The organism is Martinezella tropici (genome assembly GCF_008370325.1).
GTDB lineage: Bacteria > Pseudomonadota > Alphaproteobacteria > Rhizobiales > Rhizobiaceae > Rhizobium > Rhizobium tropici_B.
On record NZ_VNIP01000015.1, the window covers coordinates 81,245 to 104,951 of the forward strand.

22 protein-coding genes are annotated in these 23,707 nt (G+C 59.0%); 18 read left to right on the forward strand and 4 right to left on the reverse strand.

Translation table 11 applies throughout. The annotated features are described in order from the left end of the window. Positions 1–61 precede the first annotated feature (61 nt). From cysE to clpA, 5 genes are all read left to right on the forward strand, one after another. A complete protein-coding gene (cysE, locus tag FP026_RS26670) occupies positions 62–925 on the forward strand; it encodes a serine O-acetyltransferase (protein WP_149637588.1) in 864 nt (287 codons plus the stop codon). Between the two features lie 125 nt (positions 926–1,050). Next, the gene (locus FP026_RS26675; protein WP_112340852.1) at positions 1,051–1,254 is read left to right on the forward strand and encodes a DUF3126 family protein; all 204 of its coding nucleotides are present in this window, start codon (positions 1,051–1,053) and stop codon (positions 1,252–1,254) included. Between the two features lie 350 nt (positions 1,255–1,604). Next, positions 1,605–1,970 carry a phasin family protein gene (locus FP026_RS26680; protein WP_149637589.1) on the forward strand — a complete coding sequence of 122 codons (366 nt, stop codon included), beginning with the start codon at positions 1,605–1,607 and terminating at the stop codon, positions 1,968–1,970. A 288-nt stretch (positions 1,971–2,258) separates the two neighbouring features. Continuing rightward, positions 2,259–2,612 carry an ATP-dependent Clp protease adapter ClpS gene (gene clpS / locus FP026_RS26685; protein ID WP_095434796.1) on the forward strand — a complete coding sequence of 118 codons (354 nt, stop codon included), beginning with the start codon at positions 2,259–2,261 and terminating at the stop codon, positions 2,610–2,612. A 10-nt stretch (positions 2,613–2,622) separates the two neighbouring features. Next, entirely contained in the window at positions 2,623–5,154 is a 2,532-nt protein-coding gene (gene clpA, locus FP026_RS26690; protein WP_149637590.1) for an ATP-dependent Clp protease ATP-binding subunit ClpA, read from the forward strand. Between the two features lie 101 nt (positions 5,155–5,255). Here clpA and FP026_RS26695 read toward each other — a convergent pair whose 3' ends face one another. The 4 genes from FP026_RS26695 to FP026_RS26710 form a co-directional block, all read right to left on the reverse strand. Further along, the gene (locus tag FP026_RS26695) at positions 5,256–5,684 is read right to left on the reverse strand and encodes an HIT family protein (RefSeq protein ID WP_149637591.1); all 429 of its coding nucleotides are present in this window, start codon (positions 5,682–5,684) and stop codon (positions 5,256–5,258) included. 96 nt (positions 5,685–5,780) lie between these two features. After that, positions 5,781–6,968 carry a GNAT family N-acetyltransferase gene (locus FP026_RS26700; protein WP_149637592.1) on the reverse strand — a complete coding sequence of 396 codons (1,188 nt, stop codon included), beginning with the start codon at positions 6,966–6,968 and terminating at the stop codon, positions 5,781–5,783. A gap of 121 nt (positions 6,969–7,089) precedes the next feature. Next, positions 7,090–7,809, reverse strand: a complete 720-nt coding sequence (locus FP026_RS26705) for a glycerophosphodiester phosphodiesterase (protein ID WP_149637593.1) — start codon at positions 7,807–7,809, stop codon at positions 7,090–7,092. Continuing rightward, positions 7,809–8,276 carry a RidA family protein gene (locus tag FP026_RS26710; RefSeq protein WP_149637594.1) on the reverse strand — a complete coding sequence of 156 codons (468 nt, stop codon included), beginning with the start codon at positions 8,274–8,276 and terminating at the stop codon, positions 7,809–7,811. The genes FP026_RS26705 and FP026_RS26710 overlap by 1 nt, the downstream gene beginning before the upstream one ends. Before the next feature lie 135 nt (positions 8,277–8,411). On the opposite strand from FP026_RS26710, the gene FP026_RS26715 reads away from it, so the two are divergent. From FP026_RS26715 to bamA, 13 genes are all read left to right on the forward strand, one after another. Further along, positions 8,412–9,239 (forward strand): cell envelope integrity EipB family protein, encoded by an 828-nt coding sequence (locus FP026_RS26715; protein ID WP_149637595.1) that lies wholly within the window; start codon positions 8,412–8,414, stop codon positions 9,237–9,239. A 220-nt stretch (positions 9,240–9,459) separates the two neighbouring features. Next, positions 9,460–10,539, forward strand: coding sequence for a toxic anion resistance protein (locus FP026_RS26720; RefSeq protein ID WP_149637596.1), 1,080 nt, complete (start codon positions 9,460–9,462; stop codon positions 10,537–10,539). A gap of 5 nt (positions 10,540–10,544) precedes the next feature. Further along, positions 10,545–12,119: a VWA domain-containing protein gene (locus FP026_RS26725; RefSeq protein WP_149637597.1), complete on the forward strand. Its 1,575-nt coding sequence runs from the start codon at positions 10,545–10,547 to the stop codon at positions 12,117–12,119. A gap of 109 nt (positions 12,120–12,228) precedes the next feature. After that, positions 12,229–12,846 (forward strand): 5-bromo-4-chloroindolyl phosphate hydrolysis family protein, encoded by a 618-nt coding sequence (locus FP026_RS26730; protein ID WP_149637708.1) that lies wholly within the window; start codon positions 12,229–12,231, stop codon positions 12,844–12,846. Beyond that, a complete protein-coding gene (locus tag FP026_RS26735; RefSeq protein WP_149637598.1) occupies positions 12,846–13,952 on the forward strand; it encodes a substrate-binding domain-containing protein in 1,107 nt (368 codons plus the stop codon). Before FP026_RS26730 ends, FP026_RS26735 begins: the two co-directional genes overlap by 1 nt. Before the next feature lie 186 nt (positions 13,953–14,138). Next, positions 14,139–14,906, forward strand: a complete 768-nt coding sequence (rpsB, locus tag FP026_RS26740) for a 30S ribosomal protein S2 (RefSeq protein WP_004118763.1) — start codon at positions 14,139–14,141, stop codon at positions 14,904–14,906. 375 nt (positions 14,907–15,281) lie between these two features. After that, entirely contained in the window at positions 15,282–16,208 is a 927-nt protein-coding gene (tsf, locus tag FP026_RS26745) for a translation elongation factor Ts (RefSeq protein ID WP_149637599.1), read from the forward strand. Between the two features lie 135 nt (positions 16,209–16,343). Next, positions 16,344–17,063, forward strand: coding sequence for a UMP kinase (gene pyrH / locus FP026_RS26750; protein ID WP_149637600.1), 720 nt, complete (start codon positions 16,344–16,346; stop codon positions 17,061–17,063). A 55-nt stretch (positions 17,064–17,118) separates the two neighbouring features. Further along, a complete protein-coding gene (frr, locus tag FP026_RS26755) occupies positions 17,119–17,679 on the forward strand; it encodes a ribosome recycling factor (protein ID WP_149637601.1) in 561 nt (186 codons plus the stop codon). 82 nt (positions 17,680–17,761) lie between these two features. Next, complete coding sequence (locus tag FP026_RS26760; protein WP_281408623.1) at positions 17,762–18,535, forward strand: isoprenyl transferase; 774 nt, start codon at positions 17,762–17,764, stop codon at positions 18,533–18,535. Next, the gene (locus FP026_RS26765) at positions 18,535–19,368 is read left to right on the forward strand and encodes a phosphatidate cytidylyltransferase (protein WP_149637603.1); all 834 of its coding nucleotides are present in this window, start codon (positions 18,535–18,537) and stop codon (positions 19,366–19,368) included. Before FP026_RS26760 ends, FP026_RS26765 begins: the two co-directional genes overlap by 1 nt. A gap of 123 nt (positions 19,369–19,491) precedes the next feature. Next, complete coding sequence (gene rseP, locus FP026_RS26770; RefSeq protein ID WP_149637604.1) at positions 19,492–21,165, forward strand: RIP metalloprotease RseP; 1,674 nt, start codon at positions 19,492–19,494, stop codon at positions 21,163–21,165. A 200-nt stretch (positions 21,166–21,365) separates the two neighbouring features. Then, the gene (bamA, locus tag FP026_RS26775) at positions 21,366–23,699 is read left to right on the forward strand and encodes an outer membrane protein assembly factor BamA (RefSeq protein ID WP_149637605.1); all 2,334 of its coding nucleotides are present in this window, start codon (positions 21,366–21,368) and stop codon (positions 23,697–23,699) included. Positions 23,700–23,707: the final 8 nt, after the last annotated feature.

Sequence of the window (23,707 nt, forward strand, 5' to 3'; positions counted from 1 at the left end):
TTGTCTTGTGTGGCATTTATTCTATATAATGTATCCCTGACAGAAAATCGGGAGACCGCCAATGGTCGCAGCAACGGACATTCGCCCGGTAGAGGGCTTGGGCGCGGTTAAGGTCATGGATCCTATATGGGACAGCATGCGCGAGGAAGCTCGCGCCGCTGCCGAGCGGGATCCGTTGCTTGCCGCCTTCCTCTATTCGACGATCATCAACCACCGTTCGCTGGAGGAATGCGTCATCTATCGCATTTGCGAGCGACTCGACCATCCGGACATGCAGGCCGTCCTCCTGCGGCAGACGTTCGAAGAGATGCTGGTCGACTGGCCGGAATGGGGATCGATCCTCCGCGTCGACATTCAGGCCGTCTACGACCGTGATCCCGCCTGCCTGCGTTTCCTCGAGCCCGTACTCTATTTCAAGGGGTTCCACGCGCTGCAGACGCATCGCCTCGCGCACTGGCTCTACAATCACGGCCGCCGCGATTTCGCGCTCTATCTGCAGAGCCGTTCCTCCAGCGTCTTCCAGACCGATATCAATCCGGCGGCGCGCATCGGCAAGGGCATCTTCCTCGATCACGCCACCGGCCTCGTGGTGGGTGAAACCGCCGTGATCGGCGACAACGTCTCGATCCTGCACGGGGTCACGCTCGGCGGAACCGGCAAAGAGGGTAGCGACCGTCATCCGAAAATCGCTCATGGCGTATTGATCGGTGCCGGCGCCAAGATTCTCGGCAATATCCAGATCGGCCATTGCTCGCGCATAGCCGCGGGCTCGGTGGTGCTGAAGGAAGTGCCGCCGAAGACGACGGTTGCCGGCGTTCCGGCCAAGGTGGTCGGCGAGGCCGGCTGTTCCGAGCCATCGCGCTCCATGGACCAGTTGCTCGCCGAACGCATGGTCGTCGACCAGATCATGGGCGCTGGGATCTAGGAAAAATTCAGCCTGACTTTCGGAGGCTTGCGCTGTCGCCGGACAGGTATGCGCGCCTCCGGTCTTTACACCGCCGCTTTTCCTATGCAAGAAGCGGCCAACCGAGATCCTCACGGAGAAGCATTGTGAAGCCTGAAGAAATCAAGAAGCTCGACGCCTATTTCAAGCGCACGTTCAACCCGCAGATGGTGGTGAAGGCCCGTCCGCGCAAGAACGATTCTGCGGAAGTCTATCTCGGCGAAGAGTTTCTGGGCGTCGTCTATATCGATGATGAAGATGGCGATCGCTCCTATAATTTCTCGATGGCGATCCTGGACGTCGATCTCTAAGTTCGTCGATCTCGTATAGTGATTGAATATTCGGGCCGTATTTCATTGAAATGCGGCCTTTTTCTTTGGCAATTGCCGATTTAATCATTCCGTAGCCGTTTTGAGTCCTGCAGCTTTTCCTGCCCAATTGCTAATATTTTGGCCAAAGCCTGCGGTTGCAAGGTCAATGATATATATTAGAAAAAACAGAACGATGCGGCGCACCCAACGCTGGCTGACATCGTATTGTTACCGGAAATACAACCAAAAGGTGATATTGCGTCGCACAAGACTACTTGACTAATTGTGCGCCGCATTTAAGCTTTACCCTGTAAACCGGCCGCCGGCCGGCCAACAAGGGACGGAGAAGCATGTTCAATTTCGATGAAGCGAACAAGAAGGGCAAGGAAGCCATGGACACGGCGCTGAAGAGCTATTCCGATGTCACCAAGGGCTTTCAGGCGATTGCTGCCGAAGCCGCCGAATATTCCAAGAAGTCTTTCCAGGATGGCGTGTCACACTTCGAAACGCTCGCCGGCGTCAAGAGCTTCGAAGCTGCCTTCGAATTGCAGAGCAGCTATGTGAAGTCCTCCTATGAAAACTTCGTCGCCGAAGCCACCAAGCTCGGCGAAATGTATGCCGATATCGCCAAGACCGCCTATAAGCCTTACGAAGCGCCCGTCGCGGCTGCGACGAAGGCTGCCAGCAAGGCAGCGGCAACGGCAACCGCCGCTTAAAACTTTCGCCGAAAAGCAAAATTTCCGGAAAGACCGGCTACGCGATGCGTGGCCGGTCTTTTGCGTTTGGCACGTCGAACCGGAGTTGAGGATATGCAGCGACTTTTTTGGTCGCAGCCCGTTTTGTCAGCGAATTGTGATTGCAGTGTCCAGCAAGGGGCTTAAAATCACGCCAATATGAACTAAGTTAGAGGTTCGGATATCCGGCCCGACCAAATGAAGAAACCAACCCCAGTTGCCAAGTCGGAATGCGATAGCTTCTGCCGGATGATTTGAGGAATGAATGAAATGATCGCTGAGCCGATCCGGATGCAAAACGACAGCGAAAGGAACGGGGACAACGGAAATCGCGGGACCTCGGTGATTACGCGCACCAAGCCCAAAACCAAGAAACCCAATCTATACCGCGTGCTGCTTCTGAATGATGACTATACGCCCATGGACTTCGTGATCCATATCCTGGAGCGTTTCTTTCAAAAGGATCTTGAGAGTGCCACCCGCATCATGCTTCATGTCCATAACCACGGCGTGGGCGAGTGCGGGATATATACATATGAAGTAGCCGAAACGAAGGTGAGCCAGGTGATGGATTTTGCCCGGCAGCACCAGCATCCGCTGCAATGTGTTATGGAAAAGAAGTGAGGATCTGAACGTGCCAACATTTTCGCCTAGTCTTGAGAAGGCGCTGCATCAGGCACTGACCTACGCGAACGAGCGGCATCACGAGTATGCCACGCTGGAACATCTGCTTTTGGCGCTGGTAGACGACGCCGATGCCGCAGCTGTCATGGGCGCGTGCAATGTTGATCTCGACGCGCTCCGTAAGACTCTGACTGAATACGTCGATAATGAACTTTCCAACCTGGTTACGGGCTATGACGAGGACTCGAAGCCGACCTCCGGCTTCCAGCGCGTCATCCAGCGCGCCGTGATCCATGTGCAATCTTCCGGCCGCGAGGAAGTGACGGGCGCAAACGTTCTCGTCGCGATTTTCGCGGAGCGGGAAAGCCATGCCGCATTCTTCCTGCAGGAGCAGGAAATGACCCGCTACGACGCCGTCAACTATATCTCGCACGGTATCGGCAAACGTCCGGGGTCGACCCAGACGCGCACACCGCGCGGCGCCGAAGAGAGTGAGTCCGAAAGCAAGCCGACCTCCCGCGGCGAGCAGGAGGAAGGCAACGGCAAAAAGCAGCAGGATGCGCTGAAAGCCTATTGCGTCAACCTCAACGAGAAGGCCAAGAACGGAAAGATCGATCCTTTGATCGGCCGCCATTCTGAAGTCAATCGTACCATCCAGGTGCTGTGCCGCCGCTCGAAGAACAATCCGCTCTATGTCGGCGATCCCGGCGTCGGCAAGACGGCGATCGCCGAAGGTCTTGCCAAGCGCATCGTCGAGGGCAAGGTTCCCGAGGCTCTGGCAGACGCAACGATCTTTTCGCTCGATATGGGCACGCTGTTGGCCGGTACCCGTTATCGCGGCGATTTCGAAGAACGCCTGAAGCAGGTGGTCAAGGAACTCGAAGAGTATCCGGGCGCGGTGCTGTTCATCGATGAAATCCACACCGTTATCGGTGCGGGGGCCACGTCCGGTGGCGCGATGGATGCTTCGAACCTGCTGAAGCCGGCGCTTTCCTCGGGTGCGATCCGTTGCATCGGCTCTACCACCTACAAGGAATACCGCCAGTTCTTCGAAAAGGACCGGGCACTCGTCCGTCGTTTCCAGAAGATCGACGTCAACGAGCCGAGCATTGAAGATGCCATCGAAATCATGAAGGGCCTGAAGCCCTATTTCGAAGAGTATCATCACCTGCGCTACTCCAACGACGCCATCAAGTCGGCGGTCGAACTGTCGGCTCGCTATATCTCCGACCGCAAGCTGCCGGACAAGGCGATCGACGTCATCGATGAAACCGGCGCCGCGCAAATGCTGCTGCCGCCCTCGAAGCGCCGCAAGCTGATCACCGAGCGCGAGATTGAGGTGACGATCGCCACCATGGCTCGCATCCCGCCGAAGACGGTTTCCAAGGATGACGAGATGGTTCTCGCCAATCTCGAACAGGAACTGCGTTCGGTCGTCTACGGCCAGGATACGGCGATCGAAGCGCTCTCGACCTCGATCAAGCTGGCCCGCGCGGGCCTGCGCGAACCGAACAAGCCGATCGGCTGCTACGTCTTCTCCGGCCCCACGGGCGTCGGCAAGACGGAAGTCGCCAAGCAGCTTGCCTCGTCGCTCGGCGTCGAACTGCTGCGCTTCGACATGTCGGAATACATGGAGCGTCATACGGTTTCCCGTCTGCTTGGTGCACCTCCCGGCTATGTCGGCTTCGATCAGGGCGGCCTCTTGACCGATGGTGTCGATCAGCATCCGCACAGCGTCGTCCTCCTCGACGAAATCGAGAAGGCGCATCCGGATATCTTCAATATCCTGCTGCAGGTCATGGATCATGGCGCGCTGACCGACCACAACGGCAAGAAGATCGACTTCCGCAACGTCATCCTGATCATGACGACCAATGCGGGCGCTTCGGAAATGGCCAAGGCCGCCATCGGCTTCGGTTCGTCCAAGCGTACGGGCGAGGACGAAGAGGCTCTGAACCGGATGTTCACGCCGGAATTCCGCAACCGTCTGGATGCGGTCATTCCCTTCGCATCACTGCCGACGACGGTCATCCACAAGGTCGTGCAGAAGTTCATCATGCAGCTGGAAGCGCAGCTTTCCGAACGGAACGTTACCTTCGACCTGCACGAGGACGCCATCGCCTGGCTGTCCGAGAAGGGCTACGACGACAAGATGGGCGCCCGTCCGCTGGCGCGCGTCATCCAGGAAAATATCAAGAAGCCGCTGGCGAACGAAATCCTCTTCGGCAAGCTGAAGAAGGGCGGCGTCGTCAACGTCACGGTCGGCAAGAAGGAAGACGGCTCGACCGGTATCCTGCTCGATGCGATCGCGGACACCGCTCCGATCCGGCCGAAGCCGGAAGCCGAAGTCGGCGATGTGCCGGTCGAGGTGGAGGAGGATGACGGCGATACCGTCAAGACCCGGAGCCGCGTCGGCAAGGCCGGAACGACAACCGATGCCCGTCGTTCCGCGAAGGCTTCGACATCGAGCGAAAGCGATGAGCCGGAAGGCAAGTCGCCCCGCAAGGGTGGCGGCGCAGTGCCGAAGGTGCCGCGCAAGTAACCGCCGATCGGCTGCTTGAGAAGAAACGAAACGGCTGCATTAGATATAATGCAGCCGTTTTATGAAGAAAAGCTCAGACATGACTTGAGAGGCTTAGTGCGTCAGGCCAACGCTTCGATGATCTTCCTGGCGTTTTCCTCCAGCACAGAGCCATCCTCCATCTTGCCCGAGTGCGGCTTCAGCGCGACGCCTTCGAGGCGCGGGATGATGTGGAAATGCAGATGGAACACGGTCTGGCCGGCCGCCGGTTCGTTGAACTGGGCGATATAGACGCCGTCGGCGTCGAAGGCTTCCTGAACCGCAATGGCGACCTTCTGGACGACAGTGATGGCGTGCTGCAACGCGGCCGGATCGGCATCGAGAATGTTGCGGGACGGTGACTTCGGCATAACCAGCGTATGGCCGGGCGACTGCGGCATCACGTCCATGAAGGCGATCGTGTGCTCATCCTCATAGACGCGATAGGACGGGATATCGCCCCTCAGGATCTTCGCGAAGATATTGTTGTCGTCATAGGCGGGACTGGTCATCCAGGGTCTCCTCTTCTTCCGTTATAGAGCTTTTCCGCTTTTCTACGGAAAACCGATACGCACTTTTCCTGGAAGTGCTCTAGTTATCCCGAACCGCTAAATATCCTGCCGTTCGCCTTTGCGGAAGGGGCTGTGTTCGGTGAGGATTTCGCTCATCTCCTCCACTTGTTCCCGCTCGTGCTCCAGGTAGTCGGCAATGGCGCGCCGCAGGCCATGATGACCGATATAGTGCGCCGAATGCGTGATGACCGGAAGATAGCCGCGCGCCAGCTTGTGCTCACCCTGCGCGCCGGCTTCCACCCGCTTCAGCCCCTTCTCAAGCGCGAAATCGATCGCTTGATGATAGCAGACTTCGAAATGCAGGAAGGGATGATCCTCGATGCAGCCCCAGTGGCGGCCGTACAGCGTCTCGCCGCCGATGAAGTTGATGGCGCCGGCAATATAGCGCCCCTCGCGCTTGGCCATGACGAGCAGGATGTCATCGGGCATGCGCTCGCCGATCAGCGAATAGAATTTTCGGGTGAGATAGGGACGGCCCCATTTTCGGCTGCCGGTATCCATATAGAAGGCGAAGAACTGGTCCCATATGGCTTCGGTGAGATCGCGGCCGGTCAGCCAATCGATGGTGATGCCGTGCTCGACTGCCGCCCGCCGCTCCTTCTTCAGCGCCTTGCGCTTACGAGACGCTAGCGTCTCCAGAAAAGCGTCGTGATCGGCATAGCCTTCATTGATGAAATGGAACTGCTGGTCGGTGCGGTGCAGATAGCCGTCGCCCTCGAAGACGGACGCCTCTTCTTCCGGCAGGAAGGTGATGTGCGCCGAGGACACACCGAGTTGCCTGGTGACTTCCTTGAGGCTTTCGGCGAGCGCCGGCTGCAGCGAGTTCCGATCCTGTCCCTCGGCGACGAGCAGCCGCGGCCCGGTAGCGGGCGTGAAGGGAATGGAGCATTGCAGCTTTGGATAATAGCGGCCGCCGGCGCGTTCGAAAGCATCGGCCCAGCCATGGTCGAAAACATATTCGCCCTGGCTATGGCTTTTCAGGTAGCCCGCGATAGCACCAAGTAATTCGCCGCCGTCGGTTTCGAGCAACAGGTGATTGCCGAGCCATCCCGTCTTGTCTGTCGCGGAGCCGGACTCCTCGAGCGACGACAGGAAAGCGTGCGAGACGAAGGGGTTGTATGGCAGGATACTGCCGGCCCTGGACGCTCCGGCCAGCTTGGACCAGCTCTCCGGGGCGATGTTCTTGAAGGATCGTTCGACTCGAATGGATAATTCGTCTGTCATCAAGTTCTTGCGCTAGGAAGGATGGGAGGGCTCTCACCGCTGCGCCTTCACCGGGAGGATACGTCGTAGGCGCAGCGATAATTTGGGTTTGCGCAAGGCCTCTCCTTCAATCGATCCCGATTTACGAGGCCAGGCGCGGGTCAAAACCTTCGAAGGTCATCTGGTCTGCATTGGCAAATGTATGTTTGCGGGCCGCTTCGTCGCGCACGGTCCAGGTGATGACCGGAATGCCGCGCTGGCGCTGCGCCGTGACAAAGGGGTTCGGCAGGTGGCCGTAGAAGTACGAAATGAAGTCTAGCCCAAGATGCATGGCTTCGTCATGCTGAAAAAACGTTTCAGGCTTGTTTCCTTCAGCCGTAAGCCCGACCGGGTAGGGTGCTTCCAGGCCTTTAAGGTCCTTGAGCAGCCAATGATCGAAGCTCATCAGGGCCACATGGCCGTCGTAGCCTTCGAGCACTTCGAGAACGGATTCCGCAAAGCCTTCGTCGTCACCTTCGCGTCCCTTGAGTTCCAGCACGAGCGGCACCTTGCCGCCGCAAAGCTGCAGAAGCTGCTTCAGCGTCGGGATCTTGTCCTTGGTGCCGCCGATCGAGAGCAGCCCGAGTTCGGCCGAGGTGCGCTCGCGTACCTCACCGGGAAGATTGCAAACCCGCTGCAGATCGTCGTCATGGAAGACGACCGGAACGCCGTCGGAGGCGTAGTGCAGGTCGCACTCGATGGCGAAACCCGCCTCGATGGCGCGGCTGAAGGCCGAGAGCGTGTTCTCCCAGACTTGGCCGTTCATGTCATGATAGCCGCGATGGGCGACGGGGCGCTCGATCAACCAGGCAAGCTTGCTCATTATGCAATTTCCAGAATGGCATCGATTTCAACGGCGGCATTCAGCGGCAGGGCTGCCATACCGACGGCGGCGCGGGCGTGCTTGCCGGCTTCGCCCAATATATTTGCCAGAAGATTGGAGGCGCCGTTGATCACAAGATGTTGTTCGACGAAATCAGGCGTCGAGGCAACGAAGCCGTTCAGCTTGATCAGCCGCTTGATCCGGCCGAGATCGCCGCCGAGGGCTGCCTTTGCCTGGGCGAGAATATTGATGGCGCAGAGTTCGGCCGCACGCTGGCCGCCGGCGACATCGACGTCCTTGCCGAGATGGCCAGTCACGCCGATCTTGCCGTTTTCCATCGGCAGCTGCCCCGATAGATAAAGAAGATTGCCGCTGATGATATAGGGAACATAGTTGGCGGCCGGTGCCGCGGCCTGCGGCAGAACGATGCCGAGTTCCTTCAGGCGACCCTCGATGGCGTCGGACATTTTCATCTCCCGTTTTGTTGTAAAAACTTCAAAAATCCGGCATCAAGACTAAATTCCGTCACTTAGGATCGGCAGCCTCGTTTCAGCCGAAAGCGTTCTTATAACATCGCATGCGAGTCCAACAGGAGATAATGAATGTTCCGCTCGAGTCTTGCTGCCGCCGTCGTTTCGGGGCTGGGCATTCTGTCACTGGGGACTTCTGCAGCCTATGCAGCAGGCCCGAGCGGGCTGATCGCGCATCGCGCCGTCTATGATCTCGAGCTGAAGGATGCCTCCGATCGCTCCGGCATTTCCGGCATGGTCGGCCGCATGGTCTATGAGTTCGAAGGCTCCGATTGCACCGGGTTCACCACCAATTTCCGCTTCGTGACAAAGATCGACACGGGAGATTCCACCCGCGTCAGCGACCAGCAGACGACGACATTCGAGGATCTCGGTAAGCGCCTGTTCCGCTTCGAGACAAAGTCCTTTACCGATAACCAGCTCGACAAGGACGTGCGGGGAGCCGCAAGCGACGATCAGAGGGGCATCAAGGTCGATCTGACGCAGCCGCACAGCAAGCAGGTCGAACTCATCCAGAGCCGCTTCCCGACGGAGCATATGCTCGACATCATCCACAACGCCAAGCTCGGCAGGAATTTCTTCGAGGCGCAGGTCTTCGACGGGTCCGACGATGGCGACAAGCCGCTCATCGCCACCACGGTCGTGGGCAAGGCGCAGCCTCCGGCCACGGATGATCCCGATGCTGACAAGGCCGGCGCCTTTGCCAAGACGTCCTTCTGGCCGGTGACCGTGGCCTATTTCAACGAGAAGTCCGCTGGCGATGCCACGCCCGTCTACCGCATGTCCTTCAAACTCTACGAGAACGGCATAACGCGTGATCTCACCATGGATTACGGCGACTTCGTATTGACCGGCAAGCTCACCAAGCTCGAGGTTCTCGATACCAAGGCGTGCCAGTAGTCCAGCGCGCCGCGTTGGGTTAGCCGAACATAGTTCATCGTCATAAAACTGTGATCCAAGCTTCACTATGGTGTGAAACGATTGGCACGTGTGGGTGAGTCCGTCTTTCGCTCGCGCCGATCTGGAATTGCAGTGGGGCGCGCGGGGGAATGATCGCCTTTTGGGGCGATTGGAAGTTTTTGCGGTCGGCTCCGTGTTTATGGACGAGAAAGCACGACCTATGAGCAATACCGATATCTCCACCGGTTCCACCAATAGTCTGCCGGTTGTCGCCGCCGATCCGGCGGAAATCGCCCGCATCGGCGACGGCATCGATCTGACCGATCGAGCCGGCATCTCCGTCTATGGCGATCGCGCGCAGCAAGCCGTGTCTGATTATTCCGATCGTATCCTGCGCGAAGTTCGCAATCGCGATCTTGGCGAGGTCGGCAAGCTGCTGACCGATATCATCGTCAAATCGAAGAAGCTGGATCCCGCCTCCTTGAAGGACGAGGGTTTCCTCTCGCGGATGTTTTCCTCGTTCAGGGCGAGGCTCGAGCGTTTCAAGGAACAATTCGAGGATGTCGCCGGCCAGATCGATCGCATCGGTCTCGAGCTCGATCGGCACAAGGATATCCTGCGCCGGGACATCGCCCTTTTGGACGATCTGCACGAGGAGACCAAGCAATCGATCGTGCAGCTCGATGCCTATGTGCAGGCCGGCAAGGATTTTGCCGAGCGTTTTCGGTCGACCGAACTTCCCCGACTGAAGAGCGCCGCCGATGCGGCTTCCGCCAATCCCGGCGGCGGCATGCTGGAGGCGCAGATCTACCAGGATAGCCTTCAGGCCCTCGATCGGCTGGAAAAACGTGTTTTCTACCTGCAGCAGGCCCGCCAGCTCGGCATCCAGCAATTGCCGCAGATCCGTATCGTCCAGTCGGGCGATGAGACGCTGATCGAAAATCTGCAGGCGACGTCCGCGCTGACGGTGCCGGCCTGGAAGCAGAAGATGGTGATCCTGCTCGGCCTGACGCAGCAGAAATCCGCGCTCGATCTGCAAAAGACTGTTACCGACGCCACCAACGACATGATCCGCCAGGCATCGAAAATGATGAAGGATCAGGCGATCGCCATAGAACAGCAATCGCAGCGCGGTATCGTCGATATCGACACGCTTGCCGCTGCCAACCGCGACCTGATCGATACGATCGGCGGCGTCCTGAAGGTGCAGGAGGATGGCCGCGCCAAGCGCGCGGAGGCCGAGCAGCGGATGCAGAAAATGACCATAGAGCTTAAGAAAGCAATGATCGAGGCGCGGTAATTCGCATGACAATCCGCACATTTGTTACCGGCCTGACGCTCGCGTCAGCTCTTGCGCTGAGCGGCTGCAACGTCGGCGGGCAAGGCCCGAAATTCTCGATCGTTTCCGGCTCGGAAAATACGGTTCTGCAGCCGATCGTCGAGGAATTCTGCAAGGAGAAGAAGGCGGCCTGTACCTTCTCCTATGAAGGCACGCTGGATATCGGCCTTACCCTGCAGAGCGAGCAGGGTGTCGAGCAGGACGCCGTCTGGCCGGCCTCCAGCGTCTGGGTCGACATGTTCGATGCCAAGCGCCGGGTAAAGTCGCTGACATCGGTCGCGCAGATGCCCGTCATTCTCGGCGTGCGCAAATCCAAGGCTGAGGCGCTCGGCTGGGTCGGCAAGCCGGTCTATATGAAGGACATTCTGGCGGCGGTGAAGAACGGCTCCCTGAAATTTCTCATGACATCGGCGACGCAATCCAATTCCGGCGCCAGCGCCTATCTCGCCATGCTGTCGAGCGCGCTCGGCAACAAGCCCGTCATCGAGCCGGGCGATCTCGACAAGCCGGAGGTTCAGGGCGCGGTCCGCTCGCTGCTTGCCGGTGTCGAGCGCTCTTCGGGTTCGTCTGGCTGGCTTGCGGATCTCTATACCGGCTCGGCCACAAAGGGCGTGCTCTACGACGCCATGTGGAACTATGAGGCGGTGCTGAAGGAGACAAACGACAAGCTCGCGGGCATGGGCAAGGAACCGCTTTACGCCATCTATCCCGCCGACGGCGTGGTCGTTGCCGATTCTCCTATCGGCTTCGTCGATCACGGGCGAGGGCAGGAGGTCGAGACCTTCTTCAATCAGCTCGTCGACTATCTGCGCTCTGCCCCGGTGCAGAAGCGCATCGCCGATACGGGCCGCCGCATCCCTCTCGCGGATGTTGTTGCAAAGCCGGATCCGTCGTGGAATTTCGATCCGACCCGGCTCGTGACCGCGATCCGCATGCCGGAGCCCGCCGTGATCCGCCAGGGGCTCGATCTCTACCAGGTGGCGCTGCGCAAGCCGTCGCTGACGGCGCTATGCCTCGATTTTTCAGGCTCGATGGGAGGCAAGGGTGAGGAGCAGCTCCAGGCGGCCATGCGCTTCCTGTTCAATCCCGACGAGACAGGCAAGGTGCTGGCGCAATGGACGCCGGCCGATCGCATCATGGTCATTCCGTTCGACGCCGATGTGCGCACGACTTTCGAGGGCACGGGAGATCCGGCTCAGCAGAAGATGCTTGTCGACAAGGTTTCGCGTCAGCGCGCCGACGGCGGCACGGATATGTATGCCTGCGCAAGCAAAGCGCTTGACTGGATAAGTGCGACGCGGGATCTGTCATCCTATCTGCCGGCGATCGTCATCATGACCGATGGGAGGTCCGATGATGCCAATGGTGATTTCATGAGCCGCTGGGCATCGGTGAACCCGCATGTGCCGGTGTTCGGTATCACCTTCGGCGATGCGGACAAGCGGCAGCTCGATGCTCTTGCAAAGGAGACCTCGGCGCGTGTCTTCGACGGTCGCGGCGATCTGGTCAGCGCGTTCCGGGCGGTGCGCGGCTATAACTAGAGCATTTCTGTTTAAACGGAGTCACGGAAATGCTCTATCTCTTTGTTTTCAAGCAATTCCGGACGCAAAGCCGCTTCGCACTTTCGCTGGAATTGCTCTTAGGACGATAATGCGCAATTGGTTCGGCAATGACTGGAATTGGATCGTGGCGGGTCTTGCCGCCGCGATCGTCGTTCCTGGGCTCAGCTTCCTTGCCGGCATGCCGATATGGATCGCGGCGATCATCGGCCTTTTGGTCTTCGTCGGTCTGATATTCGTGCTCGCGCCCAAACGCCTGTTCGAGGGGGTGGATGCGAAGGCGATCGGCAGGGGACGCCTGGACTTTGCCCGCGACCTGTTGAGCGCGGCAGCACCCGCCGCGCAAAGGCTGGAGGCATCGGCAGATCAGATCGCCAGCAAGGAAACGGCAAAACGGGTGCGGCATCTGGCGGAAATTGCCGCCGACGTCTTCGCCAAGGTGGAGGCCAATCCTGAAAGCGCCAGCACCGTCCGGCGCTTTCTTAGCTATTACCTGCCGCGGGCGGCGGAGGTGGCGGAAGGATTTGCCGTGATCGAGGCGAAACGTCAGCCGGATGCCGAGCGCCTGCAGGAGGTCGGCCTCGTTCTGACCAAACTGGAAGACGCTTTCGTACACTATTCCGACAGCCTGGTCGAAGACAGGCTCGATACGCTTGATACGGAGCTGCGCCTGATACAGGCTTCGCTCAAAGAGGACATAGGACGCTGATGGCCATTTCCCGCCGCGCTTTTGGAGTAGGGCTTCTTGCCGCCGGTGTCGCGGGGACCGGAGGCTATTTCGCCGTCAAGGACCGGCCGGAGTTGCAGGGACTGCTCGGCAACCGCACCAAGCTCTTCGGCTTCATTGGCGGCGAAAAGGAAGCGTTTCTCGCCGATAGGGACGTGATTTCGGCACTCCACGGCTACGGACTGGAGATCAACAGCCATGTGGCGGGCTCGGTGGAGATGGTGCGCGAGCAGGCGCTTCTGTCGCAGAACCCCGCATTCCTGTGGCCGTCCTCGTCGATCATGGTCGATATCGCCCGGCAGGGCGGCGTCAAGATCCGCAACGATCGCGTCATCCTCAATACGCCCGTCGTCATCTATTCCTGGCAGCCCGTCGTCGACGGATTGACGAAGGCGGGGCTGGTCACCACGACACCGGAGGGGCAGCATCAGCTTGATCTCAAGGCATTGCTGGACGCAATGCTTGCGGGAACGAATTGGTCGCAGCTCGGCGTCAACTCGCTCTATGGCCAGGCCCGGATCGTCTCGACCGATCCCAACCGGTCCAATTCCGGCTTCATGTTCTCCGGCCTCGTGCTCAGCCTCCTGAGCGGCAATGTCGCAAGCGCCGAAAGCCTCGCGCAGTTCGGAGACAAGGCACAGGCGATCTTCCGCAACATGGGTTTCAAGTCGTCGTCGTCGGGCAAGCTGTTCGAACAATATCTCGCCGGCGGCATCGGCGGCGAGCCGATGATCGTCGGTTACGAGAATCAGCTGGTGGAATGGATCATCGCCGATCCGCAGCGCTGGAAGCGGATCCAGTCAGGCAACGGCGCCAAGCCCGTGGTGCTCTATCCGCATCCGACCGTCTATTCCGCGCACCCGCTGATCGCCGTCGACGAACAGGTCGATCGCATGATCGAGGCCCTGGTCAGCCCGCGGCTGCAGGAGCTTGCCTGGACCAAGCACGGTTTCCGCGGGCCGCTGGGAGCAGTGACGGGCGATGCCGATAGTGCGATTGCCGGCCTGCTGCCGGCTGAAATCGATGCCGTATTGCCGATGCCGGATGCCAATGTCATGCTGGCGCTGCTCGATAAACTGGCCGCTTGAGGGCAGGGCGGGTTATTTTTCGACCCAAAGCCTTGCATTCCAAGTGAATCGAATGTATGGGCACCCGCATTCCACACGTAAGGCATGGGATTGTCCGGGAGAAATCCGGATTGTTCCGCCCGGTGGCATTCTCGAAGAGGATGCTGTTCGCCTTGCGGAGGTTCAACCGGAAAAGGAGTCAAAGGCATGGCATTGCCTGATTTTTCTATGCGCCAGCTTCTGGAAGCTGGTGTTCACTTCGGCCACCAGACGCACCGCTGGAACCCGAAGATGAAGCCGTACATTTTCGGCGATCGTAACAACATCCACATCATCGACCTCGCCCAGACGGTTCCGATGCTGAGCCGCGCCCTGCAGGTTGTCAGCGACACCGTTGCTCGCGGCGGCCGCGTCCTGTTCGTCGGCACCAAGCGTCAGGCGTCCGAACTGATCGCCGACAGCGCAAAGCGTTCGGCTCAGTACTACGTCAACGCCCGCTGGCTCGGCGGCATGATGACCAACTGGAAGACGATCTCCAACTCGATCCAGCGTCTGCGCAAGCTCGACGAAATCCTCTCCGGCGAAGCCCAGGGCTTCACCAAGAAGGAGCGTCTGAACCTCGAGCGCGAACGCGAAAAGCTCGACAAGGCCCTCGGCGGTATCAAGGACATGGGCGGCACGCCGGACCTGATGTTCATCATCGACACCAACAAGGAAAAGATCGCGATCGACGAAGCCAAGCGCCTCGGCATCCCCGTCGTCGCCATCATCGACTCGAACTGCGATCCGGACCTGATCGACTATCCGATCCCGGGCAACGACGACGCTTCGCGCGCCATCGCTCTTTACTGCGACCTGATCTCGCGCGCTGCCATCGACGGCATCGCGCGTCAGCAGGGTGCATCCGGCCGTGACCTCGGCGCTTCCGAGGAAGCACCGATCGAGCCGACCCTGGCGGACGGCACCGAAGCCTGATAGCGCCCAGAGGCGGGCAGAAAATTGTCCGCCCATGCGCATTGACATCCGGGATAAGGCCGTTTGCGACTTCAACAAGTTCGAGCGGCCTTATCGCGTTTTTGGTAACGCCTCGCCCACTGCATAATTCCTTAGATCGGAATCGATTTGAGGGTAAATTATGCAGAAGATTTAAAGTGCTACAGCAACCTTTGCGCGTCACCTGTGACGCGTGGCGCTGTAGGCGGAAAATTCAGGCGTGTTCCAAACAGAATTCCACAGTATGACGCTGCTTCATAACGCTGTCATACTTACGGGTACATTTCGTCCCTCAAATCGGTGCCGTTTCGGTTTAACGCCGTTTGCCGCACCGTATGAACCGACAAGAGGAAGCTTATGACCGAGATTACGGCTGCACTGGTGAAGGAACTGCGCGAAAAGTCTGGCGCAGGCATGATGGACTGCAAAAAGGCGCTGACCGAGACGAACGGCGATATCGAAGCCGCGATCGACTGGCTGCGCGCCAAGGGCATCTCCAAGGCAGACAAGAAGTCCGGCCGCACCGCCGCTGAAGGCCTGATCGCCATTGCCGGCGCTGGCCACAAGGCCGTTGTCGTCGAGCTCAACTCCGAAACCGACTTCGTTGCCCGTAACGACGCCTTCCAGGACCTCGCTCGCGGCATCGCCGAAGTTGCACTGTCCACCAACGGCACGGTCGAAGCCATTTCGGCTGCGACCTATCCCGCATCCGGCAAGCCGGTCGCCGACACCATCAAGGATGCGATCGCAACCATCGGCGAGAACATGACGCTTCGTCGTGCCGCCAAGCTGGAAGTCGAACACGGCGTCGTGGCGACCTACATCCATAACGCTGCCGGCGACGGTATCGGCAAGCTCGGCGTTCTGGTCGCCCTGAAGTCGGTCGGTGACAAGGCCGTTCTGACGTCGATCGGCCGCCAGGTTGCCATGCACATTGCTGCTACCAACCCGCTGGCTATCCGCGCCGAAGAAGTCGATGCCGCAGTCGCCGAGCGCGAACGCAACGTCTTCATCGAGCAGTCCCGCGAATCCGGCAAGCCGGAAGCCATCATCGAAAAGATGGTGGAAGGCCGCATGCGCAAGTTCTTCGAGGAAGTCGCTCTTCTCTCGCAGGCTTTCGTCATCAACCCGGACTTGACGGTCGCTGCTGCCATCAAGGAAGCCGAAAAGGCCGCCGGTGCCCCGATCGAAGTCGTCGGCATGGCCCGTCTGCTCCTCGGCGAAGGCGTTGAGAAGGAAGAGACCGACTTCGCTGCCGAAGTTGCGGCTGTCGCCAAGGGCTGATCGCCGAAACGAGACATATCCCGGTTTGGTGAAACCATATCAGGGAAAACGTATGGGCATCGCGTGACAACGCGGTGCCCTTCGTGTATCCGGCATTCACAATCATTCCCCCGGTGATCACTTCAAGGAGCTACGATGTCCCAGCCGATCTACAAGCGCGTGTTGCTCAAGGCCTCCGGTGAAGCGCTCATGGGTAGCCAGGGATTCGGCATCGACGTGACCGTCGCTGACCGGATTGCTTCCGATATCGCCGAAGCGCGCTCCATGGGCGTCGAAGTCGGCGTCGTAGTCGGCGGCGGCAATATCTTCCGTGGTGTCGCCGTAGCGTCCAAGGGTGGCGACCGCGTGACTGGCGACCACATGGGAATGCTCGGCACCGTCATCAACGCGCTGGCGCTGGCGACCTCGCTGCGCAAGCTCGACATCGAGACCGTCGTGCTCTCGGCCATCTCCATGCCGGAAATCTGCGAGAGCTTCTCGCAGCGTGCCACGCTCTATCATCTCTCGCTTGGCCGCGTGGTGATCTTTGCGGGCGGCACAGGCAACCCGTTCTTCACCACCGATTCGGCCGCCGCGCTGCGCGCTGCCGAAATGGGCGCGCAGGCCATCTTCAAGGGAACGCAGGTCGACGGCATCTACTCCGCCGATCCGAAGAAATTCCCCGATGCCGAGCGCTTCGACCATCTGACGCATAGCCAGGTGCTCGAAAAGGGACTGGCCGTCATGGATGTGGCCGCCGTGGCGCTTGCGCGCGAAAACTCCATTCCGATCGTCGTCTTCTCGATTCACGAGAAGGGCGGTTTCGCTGAAATCTTGACCGGCGGCGGCCGCAAGACCATCGTATCAGACAATTGACGTTCCTGTGGCGCCGGGCATGCCCGGTGTCGCCTTATTCGACGGGAGTATGAGCATGAGTGAAGGCACCGACCTCAAGGAATTGAAGCGCCGCATGGACGGCGCCATCGCGGCATTCAAGAGCGATATCGCCTCTCTGCGCACCGGACGCGCATCCGCCAACATCCTGGATCCGGTCGTGATCGAAGCCTATGGTTCGCGCATGCCGCTGAACCAGGTCGCCAACATCACCGTGCCGGAACCACGCATGCTGACGGTTTCGGTGTGGGACAAGTCGATGGTCAGTGCCGTTGAGCGCGCCATCCGTGAATCCAATCTTGGCCTCAATCCTATCGTCGACGGCCAGAACCTGCGTATCCCGTTGCCGGAGCTCAACGAGGAGCGCCGTCGTTCGCTGGTGAAGGTCGCCCATGAATACGCGGAAAAGGCGAAGGTGGCGATTCGCCACGTCCGCCGCGACGGCATGGATGGTCTAAAAAAGGCCGAAAAAGATGGTGTAATTGGTCAGGACGAAAGCCGCTCTCTCTCGGAACGTGTGCAGAAGATGACGGATGAGACGATTTCGGAAATCGACCGCTTGCTAGCCGACAAAGAAAAGGAAATCATGCAGGTCTGATCACACGCTGGGGAGATGTCGCGCTTTTGATTTGGCAATATTGAAAGCGGTGGCTGCGCCCTAGATTACGAGACCAGAGCGTATTTCCGCCGAACGAAACCGGACCCATATGTCAGCTCCCACGTTCTCTGTCGTACCCGAACACGTTGCCATTATCATGGATGGCAACGGTCGCTGGGCCAATGCGCGCGGTCTGCCGCGCACCATGGGCCACCGCAAGGGCGTGGAGGCGGTCAGGGAAACGGTTCGGGCCGCTGGCGATATCGGCATCAAATACCTGACGCTGTTTGCCTTTTCCTCGGAAAATTGGCGTCGCCCCGAGACTGAGGTCAGCGATTTGCTGGGCCTGCTCAAGGCCTTCATCCGGAGGGACCTGGCCGAGCTTCATCGGCAGAACGTCCGGATTCGCGTCATCGGCGACCGTAGCAACCTGCGCGGCGACATTCTGCCCCTATTGATCGAGGCGGAGGAAACCACCAGGAACAATACGGCCCTGACGCTGGTGATCGCCTTCAATTACGGCTCGCGCGATGAGATCACGCGCGCCTTCGCGAGCCTTGCAAAAGATGTCGAAGCCGGGCGGCTGCGGCCGCAGGACATCAGTGCGGAACTGGTCGATGCCCGTCTCGACACTGCCGGAATTCCTGATCCCGACCTCATTATCCGCACGAGCGGCGAGGAGAGGCTTTCGAATTTCCTGTTGTGGCAGGCCGCTTATTCCGAATTCATGTTCGTGCCAGACTATTGGCCTGATTTCAGCCGCGATCTGTTCTTCTCCGCGCTGGAAAAATATGCAGCGCGCGACCGGCGCTTTGGCGGCCTTTCCGCCAAGCAGGCGGCCGCCGTGGGGTCCTGATGAGCCGCGAACTCAGGCTGCGTATCATTTCCGGCATCATTCTCGCCGTCGTCGTCCTTGTCGCCACTTGGTATGGCGGCTTGAGCTTCCGTCTCCTGGCGGCTGCGATCGGTCTGCTCGTCTACTATGAATGGTCGACGATAACGGATTTGCATGGCCGCGATCCCCAGGGGAATGCGCTCGGCTGGCTTGGTCTCGTACTTATTGCCGGGGCGACGATCCTGGGCGAATCCGTTTATTCCATCGAAATTCTGGCGGTCTTCGTCGTTGTCACGGCGATCATGGTCGGGATTGGCGCCAGAAGCTGGTGGCTGCCGGCCGGCATCTTCTATTCCGGACTGACGACGATTGCGCTTTCGGAGATTCGCGATGACGATCTGCGCGGCTTCGTCCTGATGCTGTTCGTTTTCGCCACCGTGTGGGCAACGGATATCCTCGCCTATTTCGTCGGGCGCGCCATCGGGGGGCCAAAGCTCGCTCCGCGTATATCGCCGGGCAAGACATGGTCCGGCGCGATCGGCGGTGCCATCGCTGCCGTCGTCGCGGGAACCGCGGTCGTCTGGAGCTTCTTTTCCGCCGATGAGCTGCGGATTCCCGTCCTTGCCCTGGTGCTTTCCATCTGCAGCCAGATCGGCGATTTGTTCGAGTCGTTCATCAAGCGCAAGTTTGGCGTGAAAGACTCCAGCCATCTGATTCCCGGCCATGGTGGCGTCATGGATCGGGTCGATGGACTAATTTTTGCTTGTTTTGCAGCGTTTTTGTTGGCTATCGTAATGTCGCTGACAATGAGCGGCGAGACCTTTTCGTTGGGCGGCGTTCTGCTCGGCGTCTGAATACTAGAGCAATTCCAGGAAAGGTGCGTAGCGATTTTCCTGGAATTGCGAGAAAACAGAAAGATGGAGCGGTTCGGAGCTTCCGTGAAAGCTGAACCGCTCTAACACGAACAGGATCGTTGCATGGGTAGCGCGGCTAGCTTCATCAGTTTCTTGACGAACAACGTCATCACGTTTGTCTTCGTCCTGTCGCTGCTCGTTTTCGTGCATGAGATGGGTCACTATCTGATCGGCCGCTGGTCCGGTATCCGTGTTATGGCCTTCTCGATTGGTTTCGGCCCGGAGATCGCCGGATTTACCGATCGGCACGGCACGCGCTGGAAGCTTTCGCTCATCCCGCTCGGCGGCTATGTGCGCTTCTTCGGTGACGAGGATGCCTCCAGCAAGACCGATGTGGATCAGCTTTCAGCTATGACGGAGGAAGAGCGGGCGCAGTCCTTTGCCGGTGCCAAGCTCTGGAAGCGGGCTGCCACGGTTGCGGCCGGCCCGATTGCCAATTTCCTTCTCGCGATCGCGATCTTCGCCGTCCTTTTCAGTATCTATGGTCGCACGGTCGCCGATCCCGTCGTCGCCATGGTGACGCGTGACGGTGCCGCCGCCGAGGCCGGCATCGAGCCGGGCGACCGTCTTGTTGCCATCGACGGCAATAAAGTGGCGACGTTCGATGAAGTGCAACGCTATGTCGGTCTTCGCCCAGGCCGTACCATCGTTTTGACGGTCGAGCGCGACGGCCAGAATCGCGATTTCCAGATCGTGCCGAAGCTCGTCGAAGATACCGATCAGTTCGGCAACAAGATGGAAATGGGCCGTATCGGCATAGCGCTCGTCGATCCGGTGGTGACGGCGGTTGAGCCGGCAGGTCCGGCCGCCAAGGCTGGCTTGCAGGCGGGCGACCGGCTGATTGCGGTCGACGGCAATAATGTCGCGACCTATTACGATATCGGTCGCTACGTGGCCGACCGACCCGGCAAGAGCATCGTGCTGACCACGCAGCGAAACGGTACGATTCGCGATGTCCCGATCATGCCCGAGACGCTTGTCGATACCGATGCGTCCGGCAACAAGAAGGATATCGGCAGCATCGGAATAGCACCGATCGATCCGGTCATTGCCTCGATCGGTTCCGACAGTCCCGCCCAGACGGCCGGCCTGGAGCTTGGCGATCGCATTCTTTCTGTGGATGGACGAGACATCGGCTCCATCGGCGAAGTGCAGCGTTACGCGGCGGCTCACGCCGACAAGCCCATGGCACTGACGGTCAAGCGCGACGGCCAGACGCACGATCTGACGGTGACGCCCAGGAAGTCGGCGGAGACCGATGCCTTCGGCGCCCAGACGGAGATCGCCACCATCGGCATCACCGACGGCCAGAAGCCGATCAAGCTGCGCTATGAGGCCTATGGGCCGCTCAAGGCGCTTGCCGAGGGTGTGAAGCAGACCGGCAGCATCGTTTCCGGCACTTTCGAATATATCGGGAATGTCATCGGCGGCTATATGAAGGCCGATCAGCTGGGAGGTCCGATCAGGGTTGCACAACTTTCAGGGCAAATGGCAACCTTGGGTTTTGCTGCGGTGCTCCAATTCGCCGCCATACTTTCTGTTTCAATAGGGTTATTAAATTTGATGCCTGTACCGGTACTTGATGGCGGCCATCTGATGTTCTATGCGATTGAAGCCGTAAGGGGAAAACCTCTGGGTGCACGGGCGCAGGATATCGCTTTCCGGATCGGATTTGCGATGGTGCTCTCACTCATGGTGTTTGCGACCTGGAACGACATCAGTTCCAGAATAGGCTAGTGGGGCTACGACGAGAGGAAATTACGATTTATTTACGATGTTTCAAAGCTGTAGTGGCGAATGAGCCACGCTTTGAAATGAAGTAAACAGAAATTAACGTGCTCCCTTGCTTGTATGTCAAAAGCGGGTAAAACGACACACGTGGCCGGAATCGGGTTCGCTCGGGGCTGGGGACGATTGAAAAAAGGTAAGAAGTGAAAATGAAGGCTGGTTCAAAATTTTTGAACGCAGTGTCGGCGGTAGCGCTGTCTGCTGGTGTTGTTGCGTCTGGCGCTGGTGTTCTCACCCTTGCCTCTGCCTCGGTTGCGGAAGCAGCTGTCATTCAGCGTGTTGACGTTCGCGGTGCGGAACGTGTCGGCGCGACGGCAGTTCGCGACAATATCACGATCAAGCCCGGAAAGAACTTCTCCCCCGGCGACATCGACGCTTCGGTGAAGCAGCTTTATGCCACCGGATATTTTTCTGATGTCCACATTACGGTTTCGGGCGGCACCCTGGTCGTAACGGTCCAGGAAAATAAGCTCATCAACGCCGTGGTCTTCAACGGCAACCGCAAGATCAAGGACGATAAGCTTCAGGGCATCATTCAGACCCATTCGGCTGGCCCGTACAACGAGGCTAGCGTTCAGGCTGACATCAAGACCATCAAGGACGCCTACGCTTCGATCGGTCGTAACGATGTCGAGGTGACGACGCAGACCGCAGAAGTGTCGCCGGGCCGCCTCAACGTCGCCTTCGTCATCAACGAAGGTGATCGCACCAAGATCGACAAGATCAATTTCTCGGGCAATCAGGCCTATGGCAGTGGCCGCTTGGCTTCGGTGATCAGCACCAAGAAAAGCAACTTCCTGTCGTTCCTGACCCGTAAGGACGTCTACAGCCCTGAGCGCCAGCAGGCCGACCAGGATGCGCTGCGCCAGTTCTACTACAATCACGGCTACGCCGATTTCCGCATCGTCAGCGCCGACGCGACGCTGAACGAGCAGAACAACGAATACACGCTGAACTTCAACGTGGACGAAGGTCCGCGTTACACCTATGGCGACATCAACGTGGTCTCGACGGTCGAGGGCGTCAATGCCGACGAGCTGAAGGGTCTCATCATCACCCATAAGGGCGATGTCTACAGCGCCAAGGATATCCAGACCTCGATCGAGAACATTTCCAAGCGCGTGGCCTCCGCTGGCTATCCGTTCGCCCGCATCACGCCGCGTGGCAACCGCGATCTGTCCGGTCACACCATCGGTATCGAATACCTGGTCGATCAAGGCGAGCGCGCCTATGTCGAGCGGATCGAGATCCGCGGTAACACCCGCACGCGCGATTACGTCATCCGCCGCGAGTTCGATCTCAATGAAGGCGATGCCTTCAACCAGGAAATGATCACGCGCGCCAAGCGCCGCCTCGATGCGCTGGGTTATTTCACCAAGGTCGATATCTCGACAGCACAGGGCAGTGCCGCGGACCGCGTGGTCGTGATCGTCAACGTCGAAGACCAGCCGACCGGCTCCTTCGGTATCGGCGCCGGTTACGCTGTCGGCAACAACGGCGGCCTGCTGCTCGAAGCTTCGGTCGAAGAAAAGAACTTCCTTGGTCGCGGCCAGTACATCCGTATCGCCGCTGGTGCCGGCACGGAAGGTAACCGTACCTACAACATCTCGTTTACCGAGCCCTATTTCCTCGGTTATCGCCTTGCTGCTGGTTTCGATATCTTCAAGAACCAGACGTCGAGCGACGATTTCTACGACTACTCGGAAGAAGGCTTCTCGCTGCGCGTCACCGCGCCGATCACCGAGAACTTCGCGACGACCCTGCGCTATAACTACAAGCGCCTGACCTACGACGGCACGAGTGATTGGCAGAACAATCTTTCTGCTCCATATCTCAACCTCGTCGAGAACGGCCCTTGGACGCAGTCGACTATTTCACAGACCTTCACCTACAACACGCTCGATGACCAGAACCTGCCGCGCGAAGGCATCATCGCCAAGTTCACGCATGAATATGCTGGTCTCGGCGGCGACTCCGACTTCTACAAGTTGAGTGGTAAGGCTCGTTACTACAAGATGATCAGCGACGAAGCCGATATCATCGGCTCGCTGACCGTCGGTGCCGGTTACGTGATGCCGACGGACGGCAAACTGAACGTCTTCGATCAGTTCACGCTCGGTGGCCGTGAAATCCGCGGCTTCGAGAATGCCGGTATAGGCCCGCGTTCGTCGCATGGCGATCCGCTCGGTGGTACGACCTACTTCACGGCTTCGGCTGAAGCCAGCATGCCGATGCCGGGTGTGCCGCAGGATATCGGTCTGCGCATTGCGGCCTTTGCCGATGCAGGTTCCCTCTACGGCAACAAGGCGAATCTCTTCGGCGATACGCTTCACAACGATAGCTCGATCCGCGCATCGCTCGGTGCCGGTTTGATCTGGTCGTCGCCGTTTGGTGTCATCCGCGTCGACTATGCCGTACCGGTTCTCAAGGAAGATTACGATAAGACTGAGAATTTCCGGTTTGGCATCGCCAACCAGTTCTGATATCGGCA

Coding starts and splice junctions, on each gene's coding strand:
- cysE (WP_149637588.1), top strand. CDS start 62: ATGGTCGCAGCAACGGACATTCGCCCGGTAGAGGGCTTGGGCGCGGTT.
- FP026_RS26680 (WP_149637589.1), top strand. CDS start 1,605: ATGTTCAATTTCGATGAAGCGAACAAGAAGGGCAAGGAAGCCATGGAC.
- clpS (WP_095434796.1), top strand. CDS start 2,259: ATGATCGCTGAGCCGATCCGGATGCAAAACGACAGCGAAAGGAACGGG.
- FP026_RS26695 (WP_149637591.1), bottom strand. CDS start 5,684: ATGACCAGTCCCGCCTATGACGACAACAATATCTTCGCGAAGATCCTG.
- FP026_RS26700 (WP_149637592.1), bottom strand. CDS start 6,968: ATGACAGACGAATTATCCATTCGAGTCGAACGATCCTTCAAGAACATC.
- FP026_RS26705 (WP_149637593.1), bottom strand. CDS start 7,809: ATGAGCAAGCTTGCCTGGTTGATCGAGCGCCCCGTCGCCCATCGCGGC.
- FP026_RS26710 (WP_149637594.1), bottom strand. CDS start 8,276: ATGTCCGACGCCATCGAGGGTCGCCTGAAGGAACTCGGCATCGTTCTG.
- FP026_RS26715 (WP_149637595.1), top strand. CDS start 8,412: ATGTTCCGCTCGAGTCTTGCTGCCGCCGTCGTTTCGGGGCTGGGCATT.
- FP026_RS26720 (WP_149637596.1), top strand. CDS start 9,460: ATGAGCAATACCGATATCTCCACCGGTTCCACCAATAGTCTGCCGGTT.
- FP026_RS26725 (WP_149637597.1), top strand. CDS start 10,545: ATGACAATCCGCACATTTGTTACCGGCCTGACGCTCGCGTCAGCTCTT.
- FP026_RS26730 (WP_149637708.1), top strand. CDS start 12,229: ATGCGCAATTGGTTCGGCAATGACTGGAATTGGATCGTGGCGGGTCTT.
- FP026_RS26735 (WP_149637598.1), top strand. CDS start 12,846: ATGGCCATTTCCCGCCGCGCTTTTGGAGTAGGGCTTCTTGCCGCCGGT.
- rpsB (WP_004118763.1), top strand. CDS start 14,139: ATGGCATTGCCTGATTTTTCTATGCGCCAGCTTCTGGAAGCTGGTGTT.
- tsf (WP_149637599.1), top strand. CDS start 15,282: ATGACCGAGATTACGGCTGCACTGGTGAAGGAACTGCGCGAAAAGTCT.
- pyrH (WP_149637600.1), top strand. CDS start 16,344: ATGTCCCAGCCGATCTACAAGCGCGTGTTGCTCAAGGCCTCCGGTGAA.
- frr (WP_149637601.1), top strand. CDS start 17,119: ATGAGTGAAGGCACCGACCTCAAGGAATTGAAGCGCCGCATGGACGGC.
- FP026_RS26765 (WP_149637603.1), top strand. CDS start 18,535: ATGAGCCGCGAACTCAGGCTGCGTATCATTTCCGGCATCATTCTCGCC.
- rseP (WP_149637604.1), top strand. CDS start 19,492: ATGGGTAGCGCGGCTAGCTTCATCAGTTTCTTGACGAACAACGTCATC.
- bamA (WP_149637605.1), top strand. CDS start 21,366: ATGAAGGCTGGTTCAAAATTTTTGAACGCAGTGTCGGCGGTAGCGCTG.